General features: G+C 53.5%; 19 protein-coding genes. 4 read left to right on the top strand and 15 right to left on the bottom strand.

The genetic code is table 11. The features are described 5' to 3' along the window. Positions 1-157: 157 nt before the first annotated feature. From JT719_RS18780 to JT719_RS18765, 4 genes are all read right to left on the bottom strand, one after another. On the bottom strand, positions 158-610 hold the full coding sequence (locus JT719_RS18780; protein WP_207435280.1) for a hypothetical protein: 453 nt from the start codon (positions 608-610) through the stop codon (positions 158-160). Positions 611-716: 106 nt separating this feature from the next. Further along, positions 717-3995 (bottom strand): S41 family peptidase, encoded by a 3279-nt coding sequence (locus JT719_RS18775; protein WP_207435279.1) that lies wholly within the window; start codon positions 3993-3995, stop codon positions 717-719. 529 nt (positions 3996-4524) lie between these two features. After that, the gene (locus JT719_RS18770; protein WP_207435278.1) at positions 4525-5118 is read right to left on the bottom strand and encodes a thymidine kinase; all 594 of its coding nucleotides are present in this window, start codon (positions 5116-5118) and stop codon (positions 4525-4527) included. A 286-nt stretch (positions 5119-5404) separates the two neighbouring features. Continuing rightward, a complete protein-coding gene (locus JT719_RS18765) occupies positions 5405-5725 on the bottom strand; it encodes a 2Fe-2S iron-sulfur cluster-binding protein (RefSeq protein WP_207435277.1) in 321 nt (106 codons plus the stop codon). Positions 5726-5759: 34 nt separating this feature from the next. On the opposite strand from JT719_RS18765, the gene JT719_RS18760 reads away from it, so the two are divergent. Further along, positions 5760-6806, top strand: coding sequence for a hypothetical protein (locus tag JT719_RS18760; RefSeq protein ID WP_207435276.1), 1047 nt, complete (start codon positions 5760-5762; stop codon positions 6804-6806). A 194-nt stretch (positions 6807-7000) separates the two neighbouring features. On the opposite strand, the gene rodA is transcribed toward JT719_RS18760, so the two are convergent. The 11 genes from rodA to JT719_RS18705 all read right to left on the bottom strand — a co-directional run bounded on the left by rodA (position 7001) and on the right by JT719_RS18705 (position 19120). Beyond that, positions 7001-8275, bottom strand: a complete 1275-nt coding sequence (rodA, locus tag JT719_RS18755) for a rod shape-determining protein RodA (RefSeq protein ID WP_207435275.1) — start codon at positions 8273-8275, stop codon at positions 7001-7003. 10 nt (positions 8276-8285) lie between these two features. Further along, positions 8286-10121 (bottom strand): penicillin-binding protein 2, encoded by a 1836-nt coding sequence (gene mrdA, locus JT719_RS18750; protein ID WP_207435274.1) that lies wholly within the window; start codon positions 10119-10121, stop codon positions 8286-8288. After that, complete coding sequence (locus JT719_RS18745; protein WP_207435273.1) at positions 10118-10642, bottom strand: hypothetical protein; 525 nt, start codon at positions 10640-10642, stop codon at positions 10118-10120. Before JT719_RS18745 ends, mrdA begins: the two co-directional genes overlap by 4 nt. Then, entirely contained in the window at positions 10635-11516 is an 882-nt protein-coding gene (mreC, locus tag JT719_RS18740) for a rod shape-determining protein MreC (protein ID WP_207435272.1), read from the bottom strand. Before mreC ends, JT719_RS18745 begins: the two co-directional genes overlap by 8 nt. A gap of 12 nt (positions 11517-11528) precedes the next feature. Continuing rightward, positions 11529-12557 (bottom strand): rod shape-determining protein, encoded by a 1029-nt coding sequence (locus JT719_RS18735; RefSeq protein ID WP_207435271.1) that lies wholly within the window; start codon positions 12555-12557, stop codon positions 11529-11531. A gap of 828 nt (positions 12558-13385) precedes the next feature. Further along, positions 13386-14915, bottom strand: a complete 1530-nt coding sequence (gene purH, locus JT719_RS18730) for a bifunctional phosphoribosylaminoimidazolecarboxamide formyltransferase/IMP cyclohydrolase (RefSeq protein WP_207435270.1) — start codon at positions 14913-14915, stop codon at positions 13386-13388. A 33-nt stretch (positions 14916-14948) separates the two neighbouring features. Beyond that, on the bottom strand, positions 14949-15776 hold the full coding sequence (locus tag JT719_RS18725; protein ID WP_207435269.1) for a retropepsin-like aspartic protease: 828 nt from the start codon (positions 15774-15776) through the stop codon (positions 14949-14951). Positions 15777-15788: 12 nt separating this feature from the next. After that, entirely contained in the window at positions 15789-16400 is a 612-nt protein-coding gene (gene purN, locus JT719_RS18720; RefSeq protein WP_207435268.1) for a phosphoribosylglycinamide formyltransferase, read from the bottom strand. 372 nt (positions 16401-16772) lie between these two features. Continuing rightward, on the bottom strand, positions 16773-17609 hold the full coding sequence (locus JT719_RS18715; protein ID WP_207435267.1) for a TIGR03915 family putative DNA repair protein: 837 nt from the start codon (positions 17607-17609) through the stop codon (positions 16773-16775). A gap of 18 nt (positions 17610-17627) precedes the next feature. Then, positions 17628-17777, bottom strand: a complete 150-nt coding sequence (locus JT719_RS18710; protein WP_205504134.1) for a hypothetical protein — start codon at positions 17775-17777, stop codon at positions 17628-17630. Between the two features lie 77 nt (positions 17778-17854). Beyond that, on the bottom strand, positions 17855-19120 hold the full coding sequence (locus JT719_RS18705) for a putative DNA modification/repair radical SAM protein (RefSeq protein ID WP_207435266.1): 1266 nt from the start codon (positions 19118-19120) through the stop codon (positions 17855-17857). Positions 19121-19342: 222 nt separating this feature from the next. Here JT719_RS18705 and JT719_RS18700 point away from each other — a divergent pair, with 222 nt between their 5' ends. From JT719_RS18700 to JT719_RS18690, 3 genes are all read left to right on the top strand, one after another. Next, positions 19343-21196, top strand: coding sequence for a BamA/TamA family outer membrane protein (locus tag JT719_RS18700; RefSeq protein ID WP_207435265.1), 1854 nt, complete (start codon positions 19343-19345; stop codon positions 21194-21196). A gap of 156 nt (positions 21197-21352) precedes the next feature. Beyond that, positions 21353-25180, top strand: a complete 3828-nt coding sequence (locus tag JT719_RS18695; RefSeq protein WP_207435264.1) for a PKD domain-containing protein — start codon at positions 21353-21355, stop codon at positions 25178-25180. 13 nt (positions 25181-25193) lie between these two features. Continuing rightward, positions 25194-26222, top strand: a complete 1029-nt coding sequence (locus JT719_RS18690; protein ID WP_207435263.1) for a PorP/SprF family type IX secretion system membrane protein — start codon at positions 25194-25196, stop codon at positions 26220-26222. Positions 26223-26269 lie beyond the last annotated feature (47 nt).

Below are 26269 nucleotides of genomic sequence, written 5' to 3'. Positions count from 1 at the left end.
ATAACGCCTCTTCTCTCTTGCCTCTCTCCTATTGTCATCTTGGAAAGATCTTGTGGGCGAACGGTAGTGGCGCTTAATCATGGCTTATCTAGTTTCTCACAAAATTTTTCTAGGATGACAGAGAAAAGGGTCATGTGCTTTGAATGAATTATCAATCTCAATGAATAGTGAAGAAATAATCCCGAACCTTTCTTAGAGAATGGATCTGTTTCATTGTTAAAGAGTCCACAGGCTTATATCCATATTCAACCAATACAAAGGCTTTTTTAGCATTTTTTATTCCAGCATGCCTAAATCTGTAAGTATTCTTGTACTTGTCTAGGCTTAGAGGGATAGTGTCCTTGCCTTCAATGATGAATGATTTCACATGCTTAATGGAGGTTTGGGAAGTAGAATCATCTTTGCTGTGAAAGGTTATTTCCAGTAAATCATTGCTATAATTGGGAGCATAACACTCAAAGGCATATCCCTCACCTTCTACAAGGAAATCAGTTTGTTTCTTAGCATTTTGGGGAATAAACATGTGGTTGGATACTAAACAGCCTGTACAACAAACCGGGATTGTCAGCGAAAGAACTCCAAAAGCAAGTTTTACAAGTATGTTATCCATTACTAGGTTGTGTAGGTTTTGAGCACAATTTCTCCAAAATAGCTTAAAAACAAAGAAGCCCCACCAAAAAGGCAGGGCTTCTGATGATTCAATTATCTCAGATAAATTACTTCTTCGCAGGCAACTCTTTCAGCAGCACTTCCACGGCTTTCTCCAGTTGCTGGTCGCGGCCTTGGGCTACCAGGGCGGGATCGTTGGCGACGAGGTAATCTGGTTCAAGTTGGGCGTTCTCCAGGAACTTGCCGCCACCTAAGGTGCGGTAGCCTACCTGCGGAATCCCGAAGACCATGGTAGGGTCAATGAGGGTTTCCCACCATACAAAGGTACCGGTTCCGGCCACGGGCATACCCACGGTCTTACCAAGGCCCAGTTCTTTGTAGAGTACCGGGAAGATGTGCGCGTCTGAGTAGTTGCTCTCGTTCATGACCACAATGGACGGACGTGTCCACTTGTTGCGGGGCTCGTCTGACAGGTTCTGGCCGCGCGGCACAAACTCGGCGTACTGCTTGGTGTTCAGGAAGCTGATAAGATCATCGTGCAGGTTTCCGCCGCCGTTGGAGCGGGTGTCTACCACCAGCCCTTCTTTGGTCGCGTTCTTACCGAGGGCTTCTTCATACACGGTGCGGTAGCTGGCATCGTTCATGCCCCTGATGTGCACATAACCCAGTTTTCCGCCGGACAAACGGTCCACCTCTTTGCGGCGGCCTTCTACCCAGCGCTGGTACAGCAATTCGCTCAGGTCGGTGCCCGAGATGGGTTTCACCGTCTCTTCCCAGCGCTTCTTGGTTTTCTCGTCATACAAAGAAACCAGCGTGTATTTGTTGGCCTTGCGGTTCAGGAGTTGGTCCACATCGGTGTTGTATTCAATGGATTGACCGTCTATTTTCTCCAGGATCACGCCCGGTTTCACTCTGGAGCTGGCGCGGTCAAACGGACTCAGGTTGATCACCTCTTTCACCCTGAGGCCCGGGCCGGTGTACTGCTCATCATAGAACAAGCCCAACGAAGCCGTAGCGTCTGGATTGGCCGAGCGGTGGCTGTAACGGCCGCCGGTGTGGGAGGCGTTCAGCTCGCCCAGCAGTTCGCTCAATACATCGGCGAAGTCATAGTTGTTGGCGATGTGCGGCAGGAACTGACGGTAATTGTCGGTGTAGAACTTCCAGTCTGTGTTGTGCAGGTCTTTCACGTAGAACTTCTTCTCCAGCTGCCGGATCACGTGGTCATACATGTAGGCGCGCTCGGCGGCGGCGTTCAGGTTCATCTCGCCGCTTACTTTCAGGGTTTCCTGCTTGCCGTTGTCGGTGTCTACTTTCAGGATTCTGCCTTCGGTTAACACAAACAGGTTTTTGCCGTCCTTGGACATCACCATGTCTCCGCCGCGGGCACCCAGCTTGGCCAGCAGTTTGGTGTCATTGTCGCGCAGGTTGGTCACCCACAGGTCGTAGCCTTTCTCAAAGCGGCTCAGGTAGAACATGCGGTCGCCTTTGTCGGTGACCACGGCATCGGCCAGGTCCGAGGAAGTACCAGTGAGGCGCGCTTTGCGGTACGGCAGGTTGTCCAGTTCCAGCGCCATACCGGCCGGAGCAGCAGACTTAAAACTTTCGCCTTTTTTGCCTTTGGTTTTAGTTTTATCTCTCTCGGCGGAAATTCCACCCATAGAGGCTTCGCGCCTCTCCAAGTCTTCCAGCAACGTGAAATCCTCTTTGCTCAACTTGAACCGGTCGAAACCGTCTTGCGTGGTGAAGAGCGCGTAGATGTCGCCGGTACCGGAGTTGTTGCCGTTGCCGCGCAAACCTTCGCGGTTAGAGTAGTAGGTGATCATTTTGCCGCCCATCATCCACTGAGGATTGCGCTCGGCGTAGCCGCTCTGGCTCAGGTTAATCACTTCGCCTTTGCCGCTGGCCGAAATCAAACCTACTTCGCTCAGCCACTGCTTGGGCTGGTTGAACTGCACCAGAAACCACTTGCCGTCTGGTGACCACTCAAAGTACTGGTCTCCGTCTGAGTACGAGTAGTTATTGGCGTTGCCCAGAATGGTGCGCACCTGCTTGCTGGCTTTGTTCACCACTTTCAGCTGAACGCGCTCCTCCAGGTAGGCCACTTCTTTGCCGTCGGGCGAGTAAGCCGGCTGGAATTCCTCGGCCGCTGTGGCAATCACGGGCTCTTCTTTCAGCAACGTAGAAGCGTAGAAATACGGCTCACTGCTGCGCACGAGGCTGGTCTCATACACGTTCCAGCTGCCGTCGCGTTCGCTGGCGTATAGGATCTTACGGCCGTCCGGCGAGAAACTCACACTACGCTCCTGTTCCGGCGTGTTGGTGATGCGGCGGGTGATGCCCCCGTCTACCGAAGAAACAAACACCTCGCCCCGGTTCACAAACACCACCTCTTTGCCGTTAGGCGATACCTCCATCTCGGTCATGCCGCCGGAGATTGGCAACACGGTCTCGGGGTTAGAGCGGATGTCTGTGTACAGTTGGATGGCCACTTTCTGCGGCTGCGCACCGGGCTTAAGCGTGTAAATTTCGCCGTTATAGGTAAACGACAGCACCCCGTCTTTGGAACCACTCAGGTGCCGTACCGGATGCTTGGTAAAATTGGTGACCGCCGTGGTTTGCTTAGGGTTCTGCAAACTCGTCTTTCGCACGTTGAACGTGCCGTTGGGCTGCTCGCTCAGGTAGTAAATATCCTGCCCGTTAGCCGAGAAAACCGGTTGGCGGTCCTCGCCCACGTTATCGGTGAGTTTGGTGTGCTGCTTGGTTTTGGTGTTGTAAGCCCACACATCGCGGGCGGTGGAAGAAGTCTGGTGCTTGCGCAGGGCATTTTCGGGGCTCTTTTTGTCATGGTACACCAAAACCTCGCCGGAAGAATTATAGCGAGCCGCCTCAGCAGGCGTGGTGAGCACCATGGCGTTGCGGCCGCCGCCCAGCGACACGCTGTACAGCTCAGGGAAAGCGCCCGAGGGGAACATGGTATTAGCCGCCGCATCCAGCCGGGCCGACGTGAAAATCACGTTTTTGCCATCCGGAGTAAAATCTGAAGGCAGATCAGCGGAAGAATGGAACGTCAATCGCTTGGATTCTCCGCCCTGCGCTGGCATCACAAATACGTCAAAGTTGCCGTAGCGGTCTGAGGCGTAGGCAATCTGCTTTCCGTCCGGCGACCAAACGGGCATGTACTCGTAGCCCTCGTGCATGGTGAGCGGCGTGGCGTTTCCGCCGGCCGCGGCTACTTTGTAGAGATCTCCTTTGTAACTGAAAACAATGGTTTGCCCATCGGGCGAAATGGCTGGCGTGTTGAGCCAGAGCGGGGTTTGGGTTTGGGCCATGGTGCCTAAGCTGCTGGCGCAGCAAAAGGCCAACACGGCAAGAAACCGCTTTTTCATAAAGTAAGCTGTTGTTTGTTAGATTGGTTTACTAATGTAGGGAATGTTACCGCTTAATCAAAAGAAGCAAAGACTGGACAGGTTTTCAGGAAAAGAGATTAGGGCGTTTTGAAGGCGTTTTTGCAGAAACGGGCTTAAAATAAAAGCATCTGTATGGGCAATCCCTTGTCGTGGCCTTACAATAGCCTCCGCTGGCGCGAGCCTCCGGCTCGTGTCCGCACGCATGGCAGATCACCTTTTTTGTCATCCTGACAGGATCTTGTGAGCGAACGGTAGGAGCGTTTCTTCAATGCTTTTCTAGTTCGCTCACAAGATCTTTCCAAGATGACAAATGTTAAGGAGAACACTCAGGAATGCGTGCGGACACGAGCCGGAGGCTCGCGCCAGCGAATCTGCATTACCGTATTAAGTAATTGTTTTTCTGATGAAATAAGAAAGTCGTTTTATACCTGCTTTCATAAAAACAAGCATAAAACGGCCTCAAAAAAATCCTGACTTAAGCCTCAGGACTATAGACTCAGGACTCCCTTTATAGTTTTCCCTTCATGCCTTCCACAAAGCAGTGGCGGCAGCGGGCTTCGTAGGAATCTGTCTCGCCTAGGAGGACTTTGTCCTGGGAAACGGCGTTGCGGAACGAGTAAGAGGCAATTTCACCGCACTGCACGCAGACGGCGTGAACTTTGGTCACGTATTCGGCTACGGCCAGGAGCGAAGGCATTGGGCCGAAGGGTTTGCCCAGGTAGTCCATGTCCAGACCGGCCACAATCACGCGCACGCCGTTGTTGGCCAGTTGCACGCAGACCTCAGTGATGGCTTCGTCAAAGAACTGGGCCTCGTCTACCCCCAAAACATCGCAACCGCTGCCGGGCAGCAGCATATCGGCGGCAAGCTGCACCGGCGTGGAGCGGATGGCAGTAGCGTTGTGCGATACCACGTCAGATTCATGGTAGCGGGTATCAATGACCGGTTTAAAAATCTCTACCCGCTGCTTCGCGATCTTGGCCCGGTTCAGGCGCCGGATTAACTCCTCGGTCTTCCCCGAAAACATGGACCCGCAAATCACTTCTATCCAACCTCGCTTCTGGGCCTGTTGGCGGTTTCCCACCCGGGGCTCTATGAACATAATTTTAACTTAAATCAGTGAATGTGTGCCTGCGTACTTGAGTGAATCTGGCTCAATCGCGGGGCTAAATTACTAGTAGCCGCTCCTTCCCTAATGCACAATTTTTCCACATAGTTATCCAACCTGCTGCTTATCAGCAAATTGAATGATTGAAAGATGGATTGCGTGAGAGAATAGTTTCTTTTCCAAATTTGAAGAGGCGCTGATTTGGCAATGATTCCTGGTTACACCTGAATATCTCCAATTCAAATCTCTCAATCTCTCATTCACTCAATCATTCAATCCCTCAGGGAGTATAAGAAAGGTGGGGGAGTTTCGTTTGGTTAGGAACGCGGCAGGTAACCGGCCCCGAGAGCTGGGCCTGGCAGGTGAGGCGCTCGTTTGGTTTAAGGCGGCCGTTGTTGCGGAAACGGGTTTCCGGGGCGGTGTCTGGCAGGAGATTCTCAGGGCCTTCCACCACAATCATGCGGCAGGTGGTACAGCGCCCTTTGGCTCCGCAGGCGTGCATCCAATCAATGCCGGCCATGTGCAAGGCTTTCAGTACTGTTTGCCCCGGCGCTACGTTTACCACTACTCCGTCCAGATTCTGAACCGTTAATTCGGCCATATTTCGCTATATTTACAAGCGTATGCTTCCTCCAATGAAAGACAAATATAATCAAATACGACTGGCTCAATACAGCCAGGCACTTGCCCAAAAGCTTAGCCAGGAGCATTTCTCTCACCATGAGACGGTTACTGCGCCGCAACTGGTTTCCTTTACCCCAATTAAGCAGGTGAACCTGTACATGATCCGGGAGTTGCTCACGCTCTGGAACCATGAGATGGCCAACCTGCGCAGCCCTTACTTTGATTTTGAACACCCCGAGGTGAAAGATGCTCTGGTGCAGTTCATGAACGTGCTGTCGCGCAAGATTTCCATCAAAAGGGCGCATTTTGAACCGTTGCTGGTGAAGGCAATTCAGGATACGTTGCGCGCGGTATTGGAGCCCGTGGCTGTTTTTGAAGAGAAGTTCCTGCGCATGGATGAGCTTTCTGTTGCCAAACTGCAGGAAACCCTCAAGTACCAGGAGATAGACAAAGACCTGTACCGTCAGTTCCTGGAAACCCTCTCCCCCGGGAACCTGGACCGGACGCAGATTGCCTCCCAGTTGAACCGGTTCCTGGCAGAGCGCGAAGAGCAGCGCATGTCTGTAAACGAAGTAGTGGCCAGATTCAATGAACTGCAGCCGCTGCAGATAGAGGAATTACTCACCCCAATACCAGCCCCGGCTACCACCGTTGCGGCGGCCGTGAGCACAAATGTGGCATCGGCGCAACCTGCTTTCCGGCCTACGCTCAACGCCGAGCCTAAACTGAATGAACGGTTCCAGTCTGAGCAGAAGCCTACGCTAAATGATCGTCTGAAACAACCCATTGCCGCCACCCTAGCCGATCGCCAGCAGGACCAGAAGATAGGATCGTTGCGCGAGGCCATCTCCATCAACCAGCGTTTTTCCTTCATCAATGAGCTGTTTGACGGCGATAACATGTCTTACCACGCCGTGATCAAGCAACTGGATGAGTACAACAACGCCGAGCAGGCCAAGCAATACCTATTAAAAGAAGTGGGTAGCCGCTACAACTGGACCCGCAAAGAAGAGCACGTGCAAAAGCTCACCCGCCTCATTGACCGTAAATTTGCTTAAGCTGTTTTCAGCCTTCTTTCAAGAAAAGAAAGCAGAAACGCCCGGTTCTTTAGAGAGAGCCGGGCGTTTCTGCTTTCAGGTATTTCCCTGTTCTGTGTGAAAGGATAATTTTCTATTGAGCGGAAAACTGCTCTTCTGTTTCAGGCCATTTTGACTCAAATCAGACTAAAATCAGAAACTAGTAGCCCAGGTGATTACCTTCCCAAATCTAGTTTGCGGTGCGCGTCAATGGCCAGCAGAATGAACAGCAATATGGTGAACGACCACAGCGAGGAACCACCGTAGCTGAAGAACGGCAGCGGAATACCCACCACCGGCGCCAACCCAATGGTCATGCCTATGTTCACCAGAAAGTGGAAGAAGATGATAGAGGCCACGCAGTAGCCGTAGGTTCTACCAAAGACAGACCGTTGCCGCTCGGCCACGAAGATGATGCGCGTGAGCAAGCCCATGAACAGGGCTATGATGATGAGACTGCCCACCCAGCCGTGCTCCTCGCCTACGGTACAGAAAATAAAGTCGGTACTTTGCTCCGGCACAAAGTCAAACTTGGTTTGCGTTCCCTCCAGAAAGCCTTTCCCAAAGAACCCTCCAGACCCAATGGCGATCTTGGATTGCGTCACGTTCCAGCCCACGCCCAGGGGGTCTACCTCGGGGTCTACCAGTACTTTGATCCGGTTCTGCTGGTGTTCCTGCAACACATTGTCAATGAAGTAGGTCACGCTGAACACCATAATCAGGACGGCTACCCAAATTCCCACATAGGTAGACAGATACCGTTTGATGCGGTGGTAATTCATCCAGAGGTAAAGCCCCATCAGCACAGTGATAATGCCTGCCAGATACCACTGCGGAATCAAGAGGGTGAGCACGAAAACAAAGACTGCTACTGCCCCAATAATCAGAATCAGTGGCGACATGCCCTCGCGGAAGAACGCCAGCGTAAAAGCGGCAAACACCAGCGCCGAACCGGTCTCGTTCTGCAGAATGATGATGATGGGCGGCAACAAGGCCAGTCCGGCCAGTTTGGCCTGGTCCTTCCAGTTCTGTTGCCGCAGGTTAATGCTGCTCATGAACCGGGAGACCGCCAGCGCCGTGGCAAACTTGGCAAACTCGGCGGGCTGCAACCTGACAGATTCCGTGATCACCAGCCAGGACCGGGAACCCTTGATCGGCGAAGCCAACACCAACGTGCCCAGCAGGATCAAAATCACGAACCAGTAAATTCCGTACGCCAGCGAGTCGTAGGCCTTGTAGTCAATGGCAAACAGCATGATGATGATCACCACCGAGGTCCCGATCCAGGCCAGCTGTTTTCCGGAGTTGAGAGAGAAATCAAAAATACTGGTAATGTTCTCAGGGTTATAGACAGCGGCGTAAATGTTCATCCAGCCTAAGGTCACCATGAGCGCATACAGGCCAATGGTCACCCAGTCTATGTTCTGCGTAATTTTATAGGAAGTGCGCATCTTTTAATTTCTAGTCACCCCATTTGTAGAAGCTACCGGTAATCATATCGTGTTCCCAACGCTTGCGGTACGCCGTTTTAATGGTATCCGTCAGGTACTTCTCCACCAGCAAACTGGCCATGGGAGCCGCCGCAATTGCCCCGCTACCGGCGTTCTCTACGTACACCGCCAGCGCAATCTTAGGATCATCTTTTGGAGCGAAGGCAATGAACACCGAGTGGTCTTTACCATGTGGGTTTTGTACCGTTCCGGTTTTCCCGCACAAAATCACTCCAATATGGCTTAACCTGGCAAAGCGGGCGGTACCGGTTTCCACCACTTTCTGCATGCCCTCCACCACGGCCGGGAAATGCCTTGGGTCAACGGAGGTGTACTGCTTTACAGAGTACTCCGGCACCTGTTTGCCGTTCTCGCCCACGGAGCGCACAATGTGCGGCGTGTAATAATAGCCTCTATTTGCCAAAATAGCCGCAAAGTTGGCCATCTGCAGCGGAGTAACGCCCGTCTCCCCCTGCCCGATACTCACGGAGTAAATGGTTGGGAATTTCCAGCCGGTGGCTCCGTAGATTTTATCATAGAATTGTGAGTTAGGCATCAGGCCTCTTTTCTCATTGGGGAGATCAATGCCCAGTTTGGTAGCAAACCCAAAGCTCTTGATGTGTTTATTCCAGGCATCCAGCCCCAGTTTGGTGTCTTTGTAGACGTTGCTAGACCTGCCCCTGCTCACCACTGAGCGGAAGACCTGGTAAAAATATGGGTTGCAAGACTGCTCAATAGCGATGCCCAGATTGGCAGGATACGGGTGCCGGTGCGAACATCTCACCAAAGACCAGTTACAAGGATAGCCGGTCTCCGGGGTAAGCGTTCCCTCCTGCAAGGCAATCAAGGCCTGGGCTAACTTAAAGATAGAACCCGGCGGGTAGGTAGCCATGAGCGGCCGGTTGAAGAGCGGTTTCACAGGATCACGGAGCAACTTCATGTAGTTGTTGCCCAATTCTTTCCCCGTCAACAGCGATGGATCATAGTAAGGCGCCGACACCAGGGACAGGATTTCGCCGGTTTTAGGCTCAATGGCCACAATACTGCCGGTTTTCCCTTCCATCAGTTTCTCGGCGTATTCCTGCAGCTTCAGGTCAATGGTGGACATCAGGTTTTGCCCAGCCTCTGAGAGGGTGTCATATGCGCCGTTCTTAAAGGAGCCTTTCTCAATACCCCGCACGTTCACCATGGTGTACTTTACCCCGCGCTTGCCCATGAGGTATTTCTCATACTCACGCTCCAGTCCACTGATGCCCAGGTAGTCACCCTGCCGATAGCCGTGGTACGCCGTATCTTCCAGCTGCCGCGGGCTGATCTCGCCAATGTAGCCCAACCCGTGCGAGAGGCTTTTGTGTGGGTAACTCCGTACGGTACGTGCGTTGATGTAGAACCCCGGAAAATCTACCAGGTTGTCCTGGATAGCCGCGAATTCAATGTTGTTCAGACGCTGCAGAAACGGTGATGGCTTTACGTAGGAGTACTTCTTGGCGGCGGTGATTTTCTCGCGGTACTCCTGCAGGGTAATGCCTACCAGCTGGCAGAACTTGAGGGTATCAATGGCCTTGGCTTCTTTGGGCACTACCATGAGGTCATACACAGGGGTGTTCTCTACCAGAAGTTTCCCGTGCCGATCGTAGATAAGTCCTCTGAAAGGATACTGAACCACCCGCCGTAAAGCATTACTCTCAGCGGCCGTTTTGTAGCTGTCGTCCAGTACCTGGATATAGAAAAGTTTGATGAGATAAACCGCCCCTATCGCTAAAAAGATCGCTTGGATAACGTATTTGCGGCCTTCTAAATATTTCATCTAAAACCTCTTGCCCTTCGCTCAAAAAATAACATTTGAAAAATAACCAGCACTGCTCCGGTGAACAGAGTGCTGGTCACTATTTTGGCTAACGTAAAACCAATTAATTTAAATCCGTTGAGCTCAAGAAAAAACAACGTGAAGTGGTGCACAAAGATGAGGGTGAGCCCGTAGGTGAGAAACCAGCGCCAGCCCATAGAGTTCAAACTGGCATGATCAGACACCTCGTAGCCATCACGAGGCGTGAGCAATTTCAGCATAGACGGCCGCAGGTAGGCCATGAGCACCGTGGCAGCGGAGTGCACCCCAGAGGTATCATAAAACAAGTCTATGGTAAAGCCGCAGATAAAACCCAGCAGCAATAGCAGCATCTTGTCTATGTCAATGGGCAGAAACAGGATGAAGCCAATGTAGACAAAACAGAAGCCGGTTTCAAACAGCACCAGATTGCGCATGAGGAGCACCTGCAGGCTCATCAGCAACACAAACTGCACTAAGTGTATGAACCTAAAACTATTCATTGTCTTCTGTTATGCCTGATCTTATCCGCAGGCTATCTAATTCAGGCTTGCGCTTGTTCTCTACCACGTACACGTAAGACAGCTTTTCAAAGTCTACGCTCAGCCGCACCGTAATAGTGTAGAAGCTCTTATCCAATTCCTTTCGCACGCTGGTCACTCTGCCCACCAGAATGCCCGGCGGGTAAATGCCCCCGGCCCCTGAGGTAACCACAGAATCACCTTTGAACACTTTCTCGCTCAGGGGAATGTAATGCAGGCTGGCGGTCTCTGGATTCTCGGTATCCCAGCGGATGGAGCCCAAGCTTTGATTCCGCTTCAGCTTCACAGAAATAAGTGTCTGGGAGTGCAGCAAGGAAGTAACCGTGGCAAAATGCCGGGAAACCGCTTTTACCCTACCCACCACGCCATTGGCCGTCAAGACTCCCATGCCTGGCTGAATGCCCGCATCAGAGCCCACGTTCAGGGCCATGTGGTTGTTAAGCCCGCGTACCGAATTGCTGGTAACCCTGGCCGGCCGGTACACAAAAACCGCCGGACCTAGAGAGTCAATGCCTGTGGTATCTGTGGGGACAAACAAAGAATCCTTCACCGTACCCAGGCTATCGTTCAGCTTGTTTTCCTGCAACTGGGTGAGTTGGGCCCGCAACTGGGCATTTTCCTGGGCCAGGCTTTGGTTTACCTCCGTCAATCGGAAGTAATCGGCTACCTGGCTTTGGATTTCCAGCACCTTCCCCACGTAGTAGTTAGACGACTGGTAGAACGCGGCATTGTGGTACGCGTTGCTGCGGTACAAAAGGTACAATGAGAACCCCTCCAACAGCAGGAACAGCAGAAAAGCCCGAATCCGGAAGATGAAAATAAAGAGTTTCCGCATGGGCGCGCGTGCTTAGCTCAACAGCACGTTGCGGAAGCCCTCAATGTTTTTCACGGCTGCCCCGGTACCGCGCACCACCGCTCTCAACGGATCCTCGGCAATGTGGATAGGCAGTTTGGTTTTGGCTGCCAGACGCTTGTCAAGGCCGCGCAACAGAGCTCCCCCGCCAATGAGGTGGATTCCGTTGTCGTAGATATCGGCAGAAAGTTCTGGTGGCGCAATCTCCAAGGCCTTCAGTACCGCTTCCTCAATCTTAGAAACTGATTTATCCAGCGCAATGGCGATTTCCTGGTAAGTTACTTTGATCACCTTCGGGATACCGGTCATCAAATCACGGCCTCTGATCTCAAAGTCAGCCGGCGGATTGTCCAGCTCGGTCAATACCGCACCCACTTCAATCTTGATTCTCTCGGCGGAACGCTCGCCAATCAACAGGTTGTGCTGACGGCGCATGTGGTCCAGAATGTCTTTGTTGAACACGTCACCGGCCACGCGAATGGATTGGTCACACACAATACCAGACAAAGCGATTACGGCAATCTCAGTGGTACCGCCCCCTATGTCTACCACCATGGTGCCAATAGGCTGCTCCACGTCAATCCCGATTCCTATAGCGGCGGCCATTGGCTCCTGAATCATCCAGACCTCGCGGGCATCGGCGTGTTCGCAAGAGTCTTTTACGGCGCGTTTCTCCACCTCAGTGATGCCGGAAGGGATACACACTACCATGCGGTACGAGGGTTGGAACAGGCTTTTCTTGCCTTTGTTGATCATTTTGATCAAGCCCCGGATCATCATCTCGGCCGCGGTGAAGTCCGCGATCACCCCGTCTTTCAAAGGCCGGATGGTCTTGATGTTCTCGTGGGTTTTCTCGTGCATTTGCTGAGCCTCACGCCCTACCGCCAGCACTTTGTTGGTTCTGCGGTCCAGCGCGATGATGGAAGGCTCGTCCACCACTATCTTATCGTTATGGATGATGAGGGTATTGGCGGTACCCAAATCAATCGCTATATCGGCAGTGAAAAAATTAAATAATCCCATTCTTTGTCTGTGGCGCGTTCTCTGTCAGAACACTATATATGAAAACTATTTTCTCTACAAGGTATTACAATGGCGCAAAATTACGTATTTCCCGCCAATAATTACGCTTGACAAAGAGACACTTCTGTTTTTTGCTTTTTCCCCGGAAAATACGCCAGAAACGGGGTATTATGTTTTGTTTTCTTTTCTAAGAGTTGAACGGTTTATCGTTTTCCTTCAATCAAACCCCATTGTGGCAGGCAGGCATACAACTGTCTTTCAACTTGTTGAATATTAATATTTGGTATTGATGGCGTAATGACCGCTTTTCTATGGATTTATGGGCTACTCTTTCCATAGTCGGCGATATGCGCTCACGGCCGCGGGGCCCCGTCTTCCGCGCTCGCGCTGCACCAGCTTCCTTTGCTCCCTGGCGGTCGCAATGCCTGCGGCACCGGAACCTGCTAAGGCGCTCGCCCGAAAGACTGGAATCGGGGAAAGTAACAGAATCAGTGATAGTGTTAGTTTCCTGTAGAGACAAGGCACTGCCCTGTCTCCTACAACCATTACCTTTCCTTTCCATGGTTCAAGTCTGTGACTTGGACCTACCATGGTCTGAAGTTTGCAACTTCAGTGAGGCGCTAGCCTCAAAGAAACGTATGCTGATCCGCTGGCGCGAGCTTCCAGCTCGTGTCCGCACGTATTTCTGATCTAGAGCAGGTTCATGAATGAACCTTTCTTAGATCCGAAGTTGCAGGTTTTAGCCCTATTTTCCCGAAATCAGCCCTAAAACAGAAAGCCCAGCCTCTCAGAGAGAAGCTGGGCTTATCTACATCAATACAGGTGAGATTAGTGTTTAAAGTGACGCACGCCGGTCATGACCATGGCCATGTTGCGGGCGTTGCAGGCATCAATGGAGTCTTTGTCTTTGATGGAACCTCCGGGCTGCACTACGGCCGTGATACCGGCTTCGGCGGCAATCTCTACGCAGTCTGGGAACGGGAAGAACGCGTCTGAGGCCATCACGGCACCCTCCAACTCAAACCCGAAACCTCTGGCTTTCTCAATGGCCTGACGCAAAGCGTCTACGCGCGAGGTCTGTCCCACGCCGCTCCCCAGCAATTGGTTTCCGCGAGCCAGCACGATGGTATTGGACTTGGTGTGCTTGCAAACTTTCAGGGCAAACTCCAGGCCTTCCACTTCTTCCTGAGAAGGAGCGCGGTCGGTGACGGTTTTGAAATCAGCGGCGGTCTCGGTGGCCAGGTCTTTATCTTGCTCAATCACACCGTTCAACAGGGTTTTGAACAGTTTGGTTGGCAGTTGAACCGGTTTCTGGCGCAGCAGGATGCGGTTTTTCTTGGAACGAAGCAGTTCCAGCGCATCGGCATCAAACTCCGGCGCGATGAGCACCTCAAAGAACAGTTTGTTCAGTTCTTCGGCTGTAGCCAGGTCCACAGTCTTGTTGGCGATGATCACGCCTCCGAAGGCTGAGATGGGGTCGCAGGCCAGCGCATGCACGTAGGCTTGCTGCAGGGAATCGGCTACGGCCACGCCGCAGGCATTGGTGTGCTTCAGGATAGCCACGGCGGGCTGATCAGAGAACTCGGCCATGAGCAACACGGCGGCGTCTACGTCTACCAGGTTGTTGTAAGACAGCTCTTTTCCGTTCAGTTTGTCAAAAAGGGCGTCTAAATCACCGTAGAAGTAGCCTTTCTGGTGCGGGTTCTCGCCGTAACGCAGGGTCTGGCTGGTGCGCTCGCTCTGCTTGAAAGCAGGTGCCAGCTCCTGCCCTTGGCTCATGTAATTAAAAATGTGGGTATCATAATGTGACGACACGTCAAAGGCTTTGGCCGCAAAACGCTTACGGTCGGCGATGTCTGTGCTGCCGTCTTTGGCTTGCAGCAGTTCCACCACTTCGCCGTACTGCTCGCGCGATGACACGATCAACACATCCTGGAAGTTCTTGGCCGCGGCACGGATGAGGGAAATACCCCCGATATCGATTTTCTCAATCACGTCTTCCTCAGAAGCTCCGGAAGCCACGGTTTCCTCAAACGGGTACAGGTCCACAATTACCAGGTCCAACGCCGGAATCTGGAACTGCTCTACTTCCTGCTGGTCTTGCTCGTGATCACGGCGGTGCAGGATTCCCCCAAAAATCTTCGGGTGCAGGGTTTTCACGCGTCCTCCAAAAATGGAAGGATAATCGGTTACGCTGTCCACGGCCACTACCTCGGCGCCCAGGCCTTCCAGGAACGTCTGCGTACCGCCGGTAGAATAAAAGGTAACCCCTTGTTTCTGCAGTTCACGCACCAAGGGCTCCAGGCCATCTTTGTAGTAAACAGAAATCAGGGCTGATTTGATTTTAACGGAATTCATATAGCTAGTGAATAAATAGGTTCTTATGGATGGCTAATCTCGCCATACCTGAAGCTTTTTCAGGTCCAGGTAATAGGTGTTTTCTTTAATGAAGCTGAAATTGAGCGCTCCGTCGTACAGGATGTCTTTCACAGTGGCGGGTGCTGGCAAGGCTTTTCGGTGCAGGGTCAACGGCACGTTCTCCAGCTCGGTTCCCGGAGCCGACGAAGCCATGAGGCCCAGCACTTGCACCGTAGGGGGGGAAAGCAGAATATGGTCCAGATTTCCGGAATCGAAGAGAAACCATAGCTTTTTATTGGAGCCCTGCACTTCCAGAAAAAGGCTCAGCTCATTTCCGGCCAAGCCATTGGCAAACCGGCTGTTCAGCAGGGTCAGGTTCTTACGCCTGGGAGCAAAGCTCTTCTCGTCTTCTACCGTGAGTTGATTGATCTTGAGATCGATGCCCAGAATCTTTCCGGCAAAGGTTTTGAGGGAAATAACGCCGTCTAGTTGCGGCAAGCCTTTGGGCAGGATGCTCATGAGGTCCCACACGGCTACCTGGCTCTGGAACAAGCGCTGTCCGCTTATAGACAAGGTTACACTATCGCTTTTCTGGAAAACCACTTTCTCGCCGCTCATGCGGTAGGCCGAGAGTTGGCCGTACGGAGTTTTCCCCAAGGCTTGGGCAATCTGGGGGGAAATGATGGTTTCGCCGCCGCCCGTGTCAAACAGGAAGCGGTAAGGCTTGCCTTCTATAGTTACCCGCACGGCTTTGAGGTTTCCGGCGTACACCTCCAGCGGAATTTTACTTTGCGCGTAGGTCCGCAGTTGACACGCCAAAACCAGCAAGAGCAGGAGAAAGGGGCGTGTCAGGTGCGTCATCACGGGCGAAGATTAGGCAGTGGGCGTTTCGGGGCTGTTTTTACCAGACGTGAGCAATTCCTCTACTACGCGGGGCAGGTGCCGGTGCTCCAGCGTCAGGACCCGGGCGGCCAGGGTCTCGCAGGTGTCATCAGGCTGTACGGGGCAGCGCTCCTGGTAAATGGGGGCGCCTTCGTCGTAATGCTCGTTCACGTAGTGGATGGTGATACCCGACTCCGCTTCCTGTGCGTTGATCACGGCCTGGTGCACATGCTGGCCGTGCATGCCCTTGCCCCCGAATTTGGGCAACAACGAAGGATGAATATTGATGATCTTGTTGGGGAACGCCTGCACAAACGCCGACGGCAGCAGCCAAAGGAAGCCCGCCAACACAATCAGGTCTGGGTTGTAGGCCTGTACCTGCTCCAGCACCTCGCCGCTGCGCAAAGCCGCGCGGTCAAATACCCCCGTGGGCACCCCAAAGTTCTGGGCGCGCTGCAAAGCGAAGGCATCTGGGTTGTTGGAGAAAAGCGCCACCACCTGAATGTGCGGGTGGTGCTCAAAGTGCTCCAGCAGGCGCTGGGCATTACTCCCGGAGCCGGAAGCGAAAATAACGATGTTCTTTTTGTCTGAAGAGGTACCCAAAACTGCCTGTGCTGTCAATGGAAGAGCAAAGATAGTGTTTCTGGGGTATTTTCAGGAAAATAGCTGAAAAACGTTCTAAAATGCTTTTTGTCAGTTGATACGGAAAATTCGCCGCTACTTTGCTAAGCCTTCCTCGCTCGCCTCTGGCGAGTGTGGGTTATTGGGTGGCGTCCCGCCGCTGGGTACATTGTACTACATCAAACAAAATTCTCCAACGCGGCCAGAGGCCGCCCGGTTTCTCACACTCGCCAGAGGCGAGCGAGGGAGAAAGTTGGCTTAAGGAGACTAGCCACGATTCATCCCTGTTCCCAAAAGCAACCCAATCCCGTTTTGGCCTGATTTCTAGAAAACAGCCCTAAAACCATCCTCAACCTACCGGCTCAACTGCCTAAGCTTCGTGGGGACTTGTTTGTTCTGGATAGGCTGATGCGCCTGCTGCCGGGGCTTTTTCTCAGTGAGGTATTTCCAGTAGCGTTTGGGCATGTGGCGCAGGTGCAGCTTTTTGTTTTTCCGTTCCGGGATGTTCACGTGGTCAAAGTAGGTTTGCCAGAGTTGCTGGTACAAGGGTTCTACCTCGGTGAGGATATCCGGGGAAAGGTGGCCTTGCCGTAGCCCGCGTGGCGCTTCCTCCAGGGAAACCAGACTCACGCGTTCCAGGTCATAATAGGCGCCGTACTGGCGGCGCACGTCATAGATGAGCCAGGGCTGATCGGCGTAGCGTTTCTCAAAGTGGGTGATGATGAGCGGCAGCACGTTGAAGTCTGGGCTGATGGGTGCCAGAAACAAGCCATCCTGGGTGCGCTGAAACCGGATGAAAGCTTCCATGCGGTGTTTCTCCCGGAACATCTGCTTGCCAATGGCCGCGATCTTCTGCACGCATGCATCCGCGAAGTTCTCTTCCACCCCTTTCTGTTGGCTGGAGAACACCAGTCGGGCGAACCGGAAAATCAGCATCTCAAAGCCGGGCTGCTCCCAGAGGTACGCTTTGTACACGTTTTCCCAAGCTTCTCTGGAAAGCTTCTTCCCCAGGCCTTCCCACACGCGTTTGGCTTTAGCTTCATCAGTATGCACAAACAGATGCGTGGCGAAGATACCCGGCGGGGCCTCCCCTTCCCGGCCAATCTGGTCGGGCCATGCTTTGCGCTCATACGCCTCAAACACCACCGTCAGGAGGCCTTCAAAGGAGCCGTCATAGGTATAGAAATGCATGGCGCGGTGTTTACTTTATTAGGAAGCGATGCGGATGGAAGTGCGTCGGCCGGTTCCGTTGTTCTCGTGGCGTTGGGCTGAGATCTGGCGCAGATACGGCACCAGGGTGCTCAGTTTGCAACGGAAAGAAACAGGGGCTACGGTTTGGCGGTTGGTGATAGCTGGCATGGTGATAGACGTATGAGGTTTTACAAATACAATTCTTTTTCTTTTGATTGGCGGGAGAGGAGCGGGCGGTTGGTTTCTTAGCCCGCTTGCTGAAACAGGTCCAGTTGGCTGCCCCATAGGTTGCCTCGGCTCCCCTTCTCCCCGAAAATGATTCTTCTCCGGATTGCTTCTTCGTCCCATTCTCTCGTTTCCAAACTGCGCCCTCCGCAGGTGATAAAATACTTGGCCCGTTTTAGCACCACCCCAATCTGGCGCAAGTGCTCCCACGTTAAGTGGGCAAAGCGGCGGGCCGCCACTATTTTCTTCGCTGATTTGATCCCGATGCCCGGCACCCGCAGGATCAGCTCATATTCTGCAGTGTTGATCTCCAGCGGGAACAAATGCCGGTTGCGCAGCGCCCAGGCCAGTTTAGGATCAATCTGCAGGTCTAATTGCGGGTTCTGCTCATCTACCAGCTCATTCACCCCAAAGCCGTAGAGACGCACGAGCCAATCAGCCTGGTACAAGCGGTTCTCTCTTATAATAGGTGGCGTACTGATGATGGGCAGACGGCTATCGGTCACTACCGGCACATAACCTGAGTAGTACACCCGCTTGAGCTGATAGTTCTGGTACAGACCATCGGCCAGGGTCAGGATCTGGCGGTCGCTTTCGGCGGTGGCCCCTACTATCAACTGCGTGCTCTGGCCGGCCGGCGCAAACGAAGGGGTAGATTTGAACAGTTTCTTTTCTTCCTTCACCAGCACCAGTTGGTTTTTGATGTGGCCCATAGGCGTGAGTACTTCTTTGAAATTCTTCTCCGGCGCCAGGGTTTGCAGGCTTTGCTCCGTAGGCAACTCAATGTTCACGCTCAATCTATCGGCGTACAGGCCGGCCTCTTTCACCAGTTCTTCGCTAGCACCTGGTATGGTCTTGAGATGGATGTAGCCGTTGAAATTGTGCTCCTTGCGCAGCTTCTTGGCAACCCGCACCAGGCGCTCCATAGTATAATCGGCATTCTTGAAAATACCGGAACTCAGGAACAGACCTTCTATGTAATTACGGCGGTAGAAGTTGATGGTAAGGTCTACTACTTCCTGCACCGTGAAAGCCGCGCGTTTCACGTCGTTGCTTTTGCGGGACACGCAGTAGGCGCAGTCAAAAATGCAGAAGTTGGTGAGCAATATTTTTAGCAAAGACACGCAACGCCCATCCTCTGTGTAGCTGTGGCAGATGCCCATTCCCTCGGCATTGCCCAACCCTTTGCCCTCATTTTTGCGTTTACCGCCGCTGGAAGAACAGGAAACGTCGTATTTTGCAGAATCTGCCAAAATTCTTAGTTTTTCTACAAGCGAAGTTTGCATCTGCTATGTGGTTTAAGTCCTTGATTACGTTAGCAAGTTAAAACAAACCCTGCGTAATAGCTAATTATTTTAGCCACATTTTATCAACACCCTGTGGATAAAACTAATCACAATAGCAATATTTTCCACATTGTGGTTTTTTCCGGAATTTGCCGTATTTTAAGAGATGGAGTATAAGGTATGAAGACGGCCACAAGATTTTACAGGCACACTCGGCTGCTATTGCTGCTAGCTTTAGTGGGTTGGTGCACTTGTTTTAGCGCGTTCGGCCAGGACATTCCGCCAACTCCAGCCCCTAAGCCAACCGAGCCAGTCGCAGATACCACAGACCAGAAAAAGTTCTTAGAATCCCTTAAGCGCATCAGCCAGAAGAAAACCCTCTTTGGAAGGGCCGTAAAAGCTTTGGTGGTTTTCAAACCCCGGCGAATTGACGGGCCGGTAGAAAACACCTTACTTCCGCAGGCCCATGAGAAGCACAACTACAAGGTGGTGCGCAGCATCTATTTCAAACGACTGGATGCTTTTGGATACTCCATCAATGACACGCTGGCCATGCCAGACAATGCCTTTGAACGGCTGGGCAATGCCTTGCACATGCGCACCAAACTGGGCTTGCTGCGCAACCAGATCCTGTTCAAAGAAGGAGACCTGCTGGAGCCGCTGGCTTTAGCCGAATCTGAGCGTTTGCTTCGCCAGACCGATTACCTCCTGGATGCCCGCGTGCTGGTGAATGATTCTACTTCTACCAAAGACAGCGTAGATGTAGTCATCATCACCAAAGACGTCTTCAGTATCAGCGGGTCTGGTTCTGCCAGTACCTCGGGCACACGGCTGGCCCTGCGGGACATCAACTTCATGGGCGTGGGGCACCAGATCAGGACCAATTACCGGTTTGGGTTGTCTGAGCCGCAGACCTGGCAATTCACGGGAAGTTATTTCATCCAGAACATTTCGCACACCTTCATCTCGGCCGAGCTGCTTTACCAGAACACTCATTATTACAAACAGCAAAGCATCAGTTTCCGGCGCGATTTCTTTGCTACTAACACAAAGTATGCGGGAGGCGCTTCGGCGGGTTGGTACCAAACCCTGCAACCAGACTACTATGAGGAAGGCCTACCGGAAGACAACCCGCAAATCCCTCACATTCCTCTGGACTACAACATCCAGGACTTCTGGATAGGCCGCTCTTTTGCCTTGAAATCGTATGATCTGGCCCAGGATAACCCCAGCAGGTTTATTACGGCAGCCCGCTTCATGAACATTAAGTACACCCAGGGAAGCGGCCCCACCCTGCAAAGCGCGCGGCTATACCTTTCTGCTTTTGGCTTCAGTTTCAGGAAGTATTACAAAGACCAGTACCTTTTCGGGTTTGGTAGAACCGAGGATATTCCGGCGGGTAATCTGCTGGCGGTTACGACGGGGTTTGAAGACGGCGCCATCAAGAACCGGATCTATCTGGGCATCAAAGGTGCTTTTGGGAAATACCAACCCGGCTTTGGCTACCTGTACGGCGGCATTGAATACGGCAGCTACCGCTACCAGAACTCTTGGGAACAAGGTGTGCTCACTTCAGAAGCCCTATATTTTACGCCTTTGTACCGGCTGAGGAACTGGCGCTGGCGGCATTTCCTCTGGAACCGCACCTCCATTGGCATGCGCCGCCCCGATCTGTTTGCCCTGGACATAAACCAGGAAGATGGCATCCGGGGGTTCAGCTCGGCTAACGTAAGGGGCTACCGCAGGTTTGTGCTTAATTACGAGACCAACCTGTTCACTCCGCTTACGTTTCTGGGGTTCCGGTTAGCGCTGGTAGGTTTCGCGGATGCGGCCTGGCTCACCAGCACCGAGAACAAATCCCCGTTAAGGGAAAAGCCTTATACCGGGTTTGGTTTGGGTCTGCGGTTCAGGAACGAGTATTTCACCTTCAACACTATTCAGATTCTGCTGGGCTACTATCCGCGTTTACCGGAAATCAATGGGCAGCAGGATTTTAAGCTTTTCCAGACCACCCGCCAGTACTACGATTTCAACGATCTGCGCTTCACGCAGCCGCTCATTTCTGAGTTCAGGTAAGCAGCGCCGTTTTCAGCGGCTGATTCTTGAACATTTATCATCTATTTCTTGAAAAAAAGCAACAAAACGCTTACTATCACCATATAGGAAGGAGCCGCCTTCATTTCTTTCTCAGTCCCGAGGCTTACCAACTGGTTTAATCTGAATTTATTGAGCGTGAAGCTATCTTCTCACATATTCAGAAGCATCTGTTTGTGCCTTCTGCTCCTGCTGCATTATATGGCCGGGGCGCAGAGCACATCCAACAAAGGCCGGGATTTCTGGCTGGGATACATGGCGCATATCCAGAACGAGTCAGGCCCCAATCCTCCGCAGGGTATTTCTGAGATGAACCTCTACGTTACCTCAGATGTAGCCACCACGGTGCGGGTGGCCGTAGGGCAAGGCAATCCCACCTCGCACCAGGTGACTGCCAATGCCGTCACGGTGATTCCCATCAGGCCGGCGGTGGCGTACGTAGGTTCCAGCGAAGTGATTGAAAACAAGGCCATCCATGTCACCTCAGATGCTCCGGTAGTGGTATATGCCCACATTTATCACCTGAACAAGTCTGGTGCTACGCTGGTTTTGCCCTCCAACACCCTGGGGCGCTCCTACTACGCCATCAGCTACACCCAGAGCGCTCAGTTTGACGAACGGGCCTCCTCCCAGTTGATGGTGGTAGCCCTGGAAGACAACACCACCGTAGAGATCACGCCTACCGCCGCTACCTTGGGCGGAAAACCGGCCGGACAAACCTTTTCGCCTCCCCGGCCCTTGCGGAAGGGCGAAGTGTACCAGGTACGCTCCCGGCAAGATCTCACCGGCACCAAAGTAGAATCAGTAGACACGGGCGGAGGCTCCTGTAAACGTATTGCCGTTTTTTCGGGGAGTTCTTACACCGGCATTCCTGAGCCGTTCGATTGCCAGGGAATGCTCAGCGGCGACAATCTGTACCAGCAGTTATACCCGGTAAGTGCCTGGGGCCGCAACTTTGTCACGGCTCCGTTCCTGAGCAGAACCGTGAGCGATATTTACCGGGTGCTGGCCTCACAGGACAACACCGTGGTGACGGTAAACGGCCGTTCCGTCACCATTAACCAGGGGCAGTTCCATGAGTTTGAAAACCGAAGTGCCAACTATATCTCCGCCTCGGCTCCGGTGCAGGTAACCCATTACACCAAATCACAGGCCTGTGACGGAGTCCTCAGCGACCCAGACATGGTGCTCGTGAACCCGGTGGAGCAGACGCTGAGAAACATTACGCTCTATTCTTCGCCTAATTTTCAGATTTCGAACCATTTTATCAATATCACCATGAAAACGGCCAATACCGGTTCTTTCCGGTTAGATGGCCGGCCGGTTTCCTTCACCCCGGTGCCTTCCAATCCGGCGTATTCTTTCTCCCAGAATTCCGTCTCTAGCGGTAACCACACCCTCACCGCCGACAGCGGCTTCAATGCGTTCGCCTACGGGCTGGGGAACTATGAATCCTACGCGTACTCGGCGGGGGCCAACGTGACCAACCTGAACCAAAACATCACGGTATTGTCAGACAGTATCTGCGATGGCCGCGACATCCGGTTCAAAGGATTCGCCATTTATCAGCCGTTGGCCTGGAAGTGGTATTTTGGCGACGGCACCACATCTTCGGAACAAAATCCCACCCACGCGTTCAAAGATCCGGGAAAATACACGGTCTCGCTGGTCACCACCAAATCCAACGGCAACGACTGCGACTCCCAGGACTCCTCCTATATTGAGGTAGAAGTCTTCCCCAACCCCCAGGTTGATTTCGCCTATACTGTAGCCTGTGCCAATGACAGCACCCGCTTCACAGACCAAAGCAAACTGACCACCGGCGAAAGCATCACGGCCTGGCACTGGGACTTTGGCGATGGCAGCACCTCCACCCGGCAGAATCCGGCCCACAGGTTCAAAAACCCCGGCACCTATAACGTCACGCTCACCGTCACCAACCAGAACTCCTGCGTGAGCGATACCACCAGGCAGGTCACCATCTACGCACCGCCTAGTTCTAAGTTCACCACGTCTCTCACCTGTGACAAAGAAGAGATGGCGTTCCAGGATCAAAGCACCGTGGCGCAGGGAACCATCACGCGTTGGGAGTGGGACTTTGGCGACGGCTCTGCCCGTAGTTCTGAACAAAACCCCAGGCACCTGTTCGCCCAGGCAGGCACCTACACCGTGCAGCTGAAAACCTTCTCCAGCCAGGGCTGTAGTGATTCTACCCGGCAGCAGGTGGTGGTACACCCCAGACCCGTGGCAGCCTTCACCCTACCCGATCTCTGCGTTAGAGACGAGGCCGCTTTCCAAAACCAATCTACCCCGCCTGCGGGTAACATGACGTTCCGCTGGGATTTTGGCGATGGAGCTACCTCTACCCAGCGCAACCCGCGCCACCGCTACGCCTCTGAAGGTAATTATACCGTGAAGCTGGTGGTCACTTCAGACAAAGGCTGCCAGGACAGTGTCTCCCATACCTACACCATCAGCGGAGCGGCTCCCGTGCCAGATTTCACCGCCTCCTCATTCTGCCAGGAGCAGGGCGTCACCTTTAAAGATGCCAGCAGCATTTCCTTCGGGAAAATTATCCGGCGGCGCTGGACCTTCGGCGATGGAACCACCTCAGAAGAAACCGACCCAACGCATACCTACGCGCAAGCCGGAACTTATCAAGTGAAGCTGCGCATCTGGTCCGGCGTGGTCTGCACCGATTCTGTGACCAAAACCATTGTGGTACTGCCCAACCCGGCGGCGGGCTTTACGGCCACCATTTCCTGCGAAGGCACCGAAACCCGTTTCACCAACACCACTCAGGCCCGCGGCAGCGGCGCGCTCACCTACCGTTGGGACTTCGGGGACGGCACCACTTCTACCGCTACCAACCCCACGCACCTGTATGCCGCCCCCGGCACCTACACGGTCTCACTGGCGGTGACCGGGGCCAATACCTGCGCGCAGACCTTCACCGGTACCGTCACCGTTAACCCCACTCCCAAAGCTGATTTCTCGCCTACCGTGGGCTGCGTGACCGAAGCCGTTTCTTTCCAGGATATGACCAGTCTGGCCAGCGGAAGACTCACCACCTGGGCCTGGGACTTCGGTGATGGAACTTCCGCTTCCGTACAGAGCCCTTCGCACAGATATACCCGGGATGGCTCCTACACCGTTCGGCTCACGGCTACTTCAGATTTAGGTTGTTCGCAAACCATTACTAAAACCATTGTTATCTACCCGACACCGGTAGCCCAGGCTGGACCAGACCAATTGAACTGCGGCAGCAACTCCACCACCCTGGCTGCCAACTCCCCTTCCCCCGCCACCGGACTCTGGACGGTGGTGCGAGGCACCGGCGGTTCCTTCTCCAATGCATCCAGTCCTACTTCCCGCTTTACGGGCAACCCCAATGAGGCCTACCTGCTGCGCTGGACGGTGAGTAACGGAGGCTGCGTCAACGCTACGGATGAGGTGGAAATCCAGCTTCGGCCCATTCCGCAGGTGAATGCCGGCCCCGATATTCTCCTGATTGAGGGCGAAAGCACCCCATTGCAGGGCAGCGGACAGGGCACGCTTTCCTGGAGCCCGGTTGTGGCTCTCAGCAATCCCAACATCGGGAACCCGGTGGTTTCGCCTTTGGAGACCACTACCTATTATTTGAATGTGGTCTCTGATGCGGGCTGCCCCAATGTGGACAGTGTGGAAGTGAAAGTGATCAAACGGCTACAGATACCCACAGCTTTTTCGCCCAACGGCGACGGCCAGAACGACACGTGGGTGCTGGAAGGCATCCTGGACTACCCCAACATCTCCATCGAGATCTATAACCGATGGGGCCAGCAGGTCTACTCTACCAGAGGTTATCCGTCACCGTGGGACGGAAAACGGAACGGCGTAGATCTGCCCATTGGCGCTTACTACTACCTCATTGACCCCAGCAATGGCCGGCCCAAGATGAAAGGGCCGCTCACCATTCTGCGCTAACCCAGACAAGCCCATGAGAAAGAAACTACTTCTGCTTTGCCTGGCCTGTCTCCCGCTCCTGGGGTTGGCGCAGCAGATTCCGCATTACAGCCAGTACATGCTCAACCCGGTGCTCATGAACCCGGCAGTGAGCGGCGCCGATAATTACCTGGACATCAGGGCCGGGTACCGTAACCAGTGGATGGGCCTGGAGGCTGCACCCACCTCTTATTACCTGAGCGCCCACATGCCGCTTTCCCGCCTGGATTACATCAGCCCGCCCACCACGTTCAAGCCGCAGCCCGCAGTGAAGGGAAAACACAAAAACCAATGGCGGCCCGATTTCAAAAACAACGCCCAAAAAGCCCGTCCGCACCACGGCATTGGCCTGTTGGTGCAGGCCGACAAAGCCGCGGGTCTGAAACGCACCGAGGTTCAGGTCCTGTACGCTTACCATCTACCTATCTCGTCCACCCTCAAACTCTCGGCGGGGCTGGCCGGCGGCATCACGCAGTTTGGCCTGAACCGCGAGCAACTCACCTTCGGGAGCCCCGGTGACCCGGTCATCCACGCCGATGAGTACAACCGCCTGCTTCCCAACGTGGGCGTGGGCGTGTTGCTGTACAGTAACCGGTTGTTTGCGGGGGCATCGGTGGTGCAGGTCTTGCCTACGCCGTTCAGTTTTCGGGAGACATGGGCCGCCACTCCGGCCAGGCAGCAGCGCCATTTTTTTGCGCACGGCGGGTTCCGGTTCATGGCCAATCGGTTTATCAGCGTGATGCCGTCGGTGGTGGTGAAATACGCGTCGCCCAGTCCGGTTTCCGTGGATCTGAACACGAAGGTTTTCTGGCGCGATCAGTTCTGGGCAGGCGGCTCTTACCGCTTGCAGGATGCAGCCGTGGTCATGGCGGGTTTCCAGTACAAGCATAAATTCCACCTGGGTTACGCGTATGACCTCACCACCTCGGGGCTGAGCCAGGTCAGCAGCGGCTCCCACGAGATTGTGCTGGGTCTCATGCTCCGTAATCGTCGTAGCATCTACTCGCCGTCGCAGTACTGGTAAAGTTGTTTTAGGGCAGTTTTCCGGAAACCGGCCGCAAAACGAAAAGT

The organism is Sabulibacter ruber (assembly GCF_017355955.1).
Classification (GTDB): Bacteria; Bacteroidota; Bacteroidia; order Cytophagales; family Hymenobacteraceae; genus Nibribacter; species Nibribacter ruber_A.
This window is presented reverse-complemented; position numbering and strand designations above follow the sequence as displayed.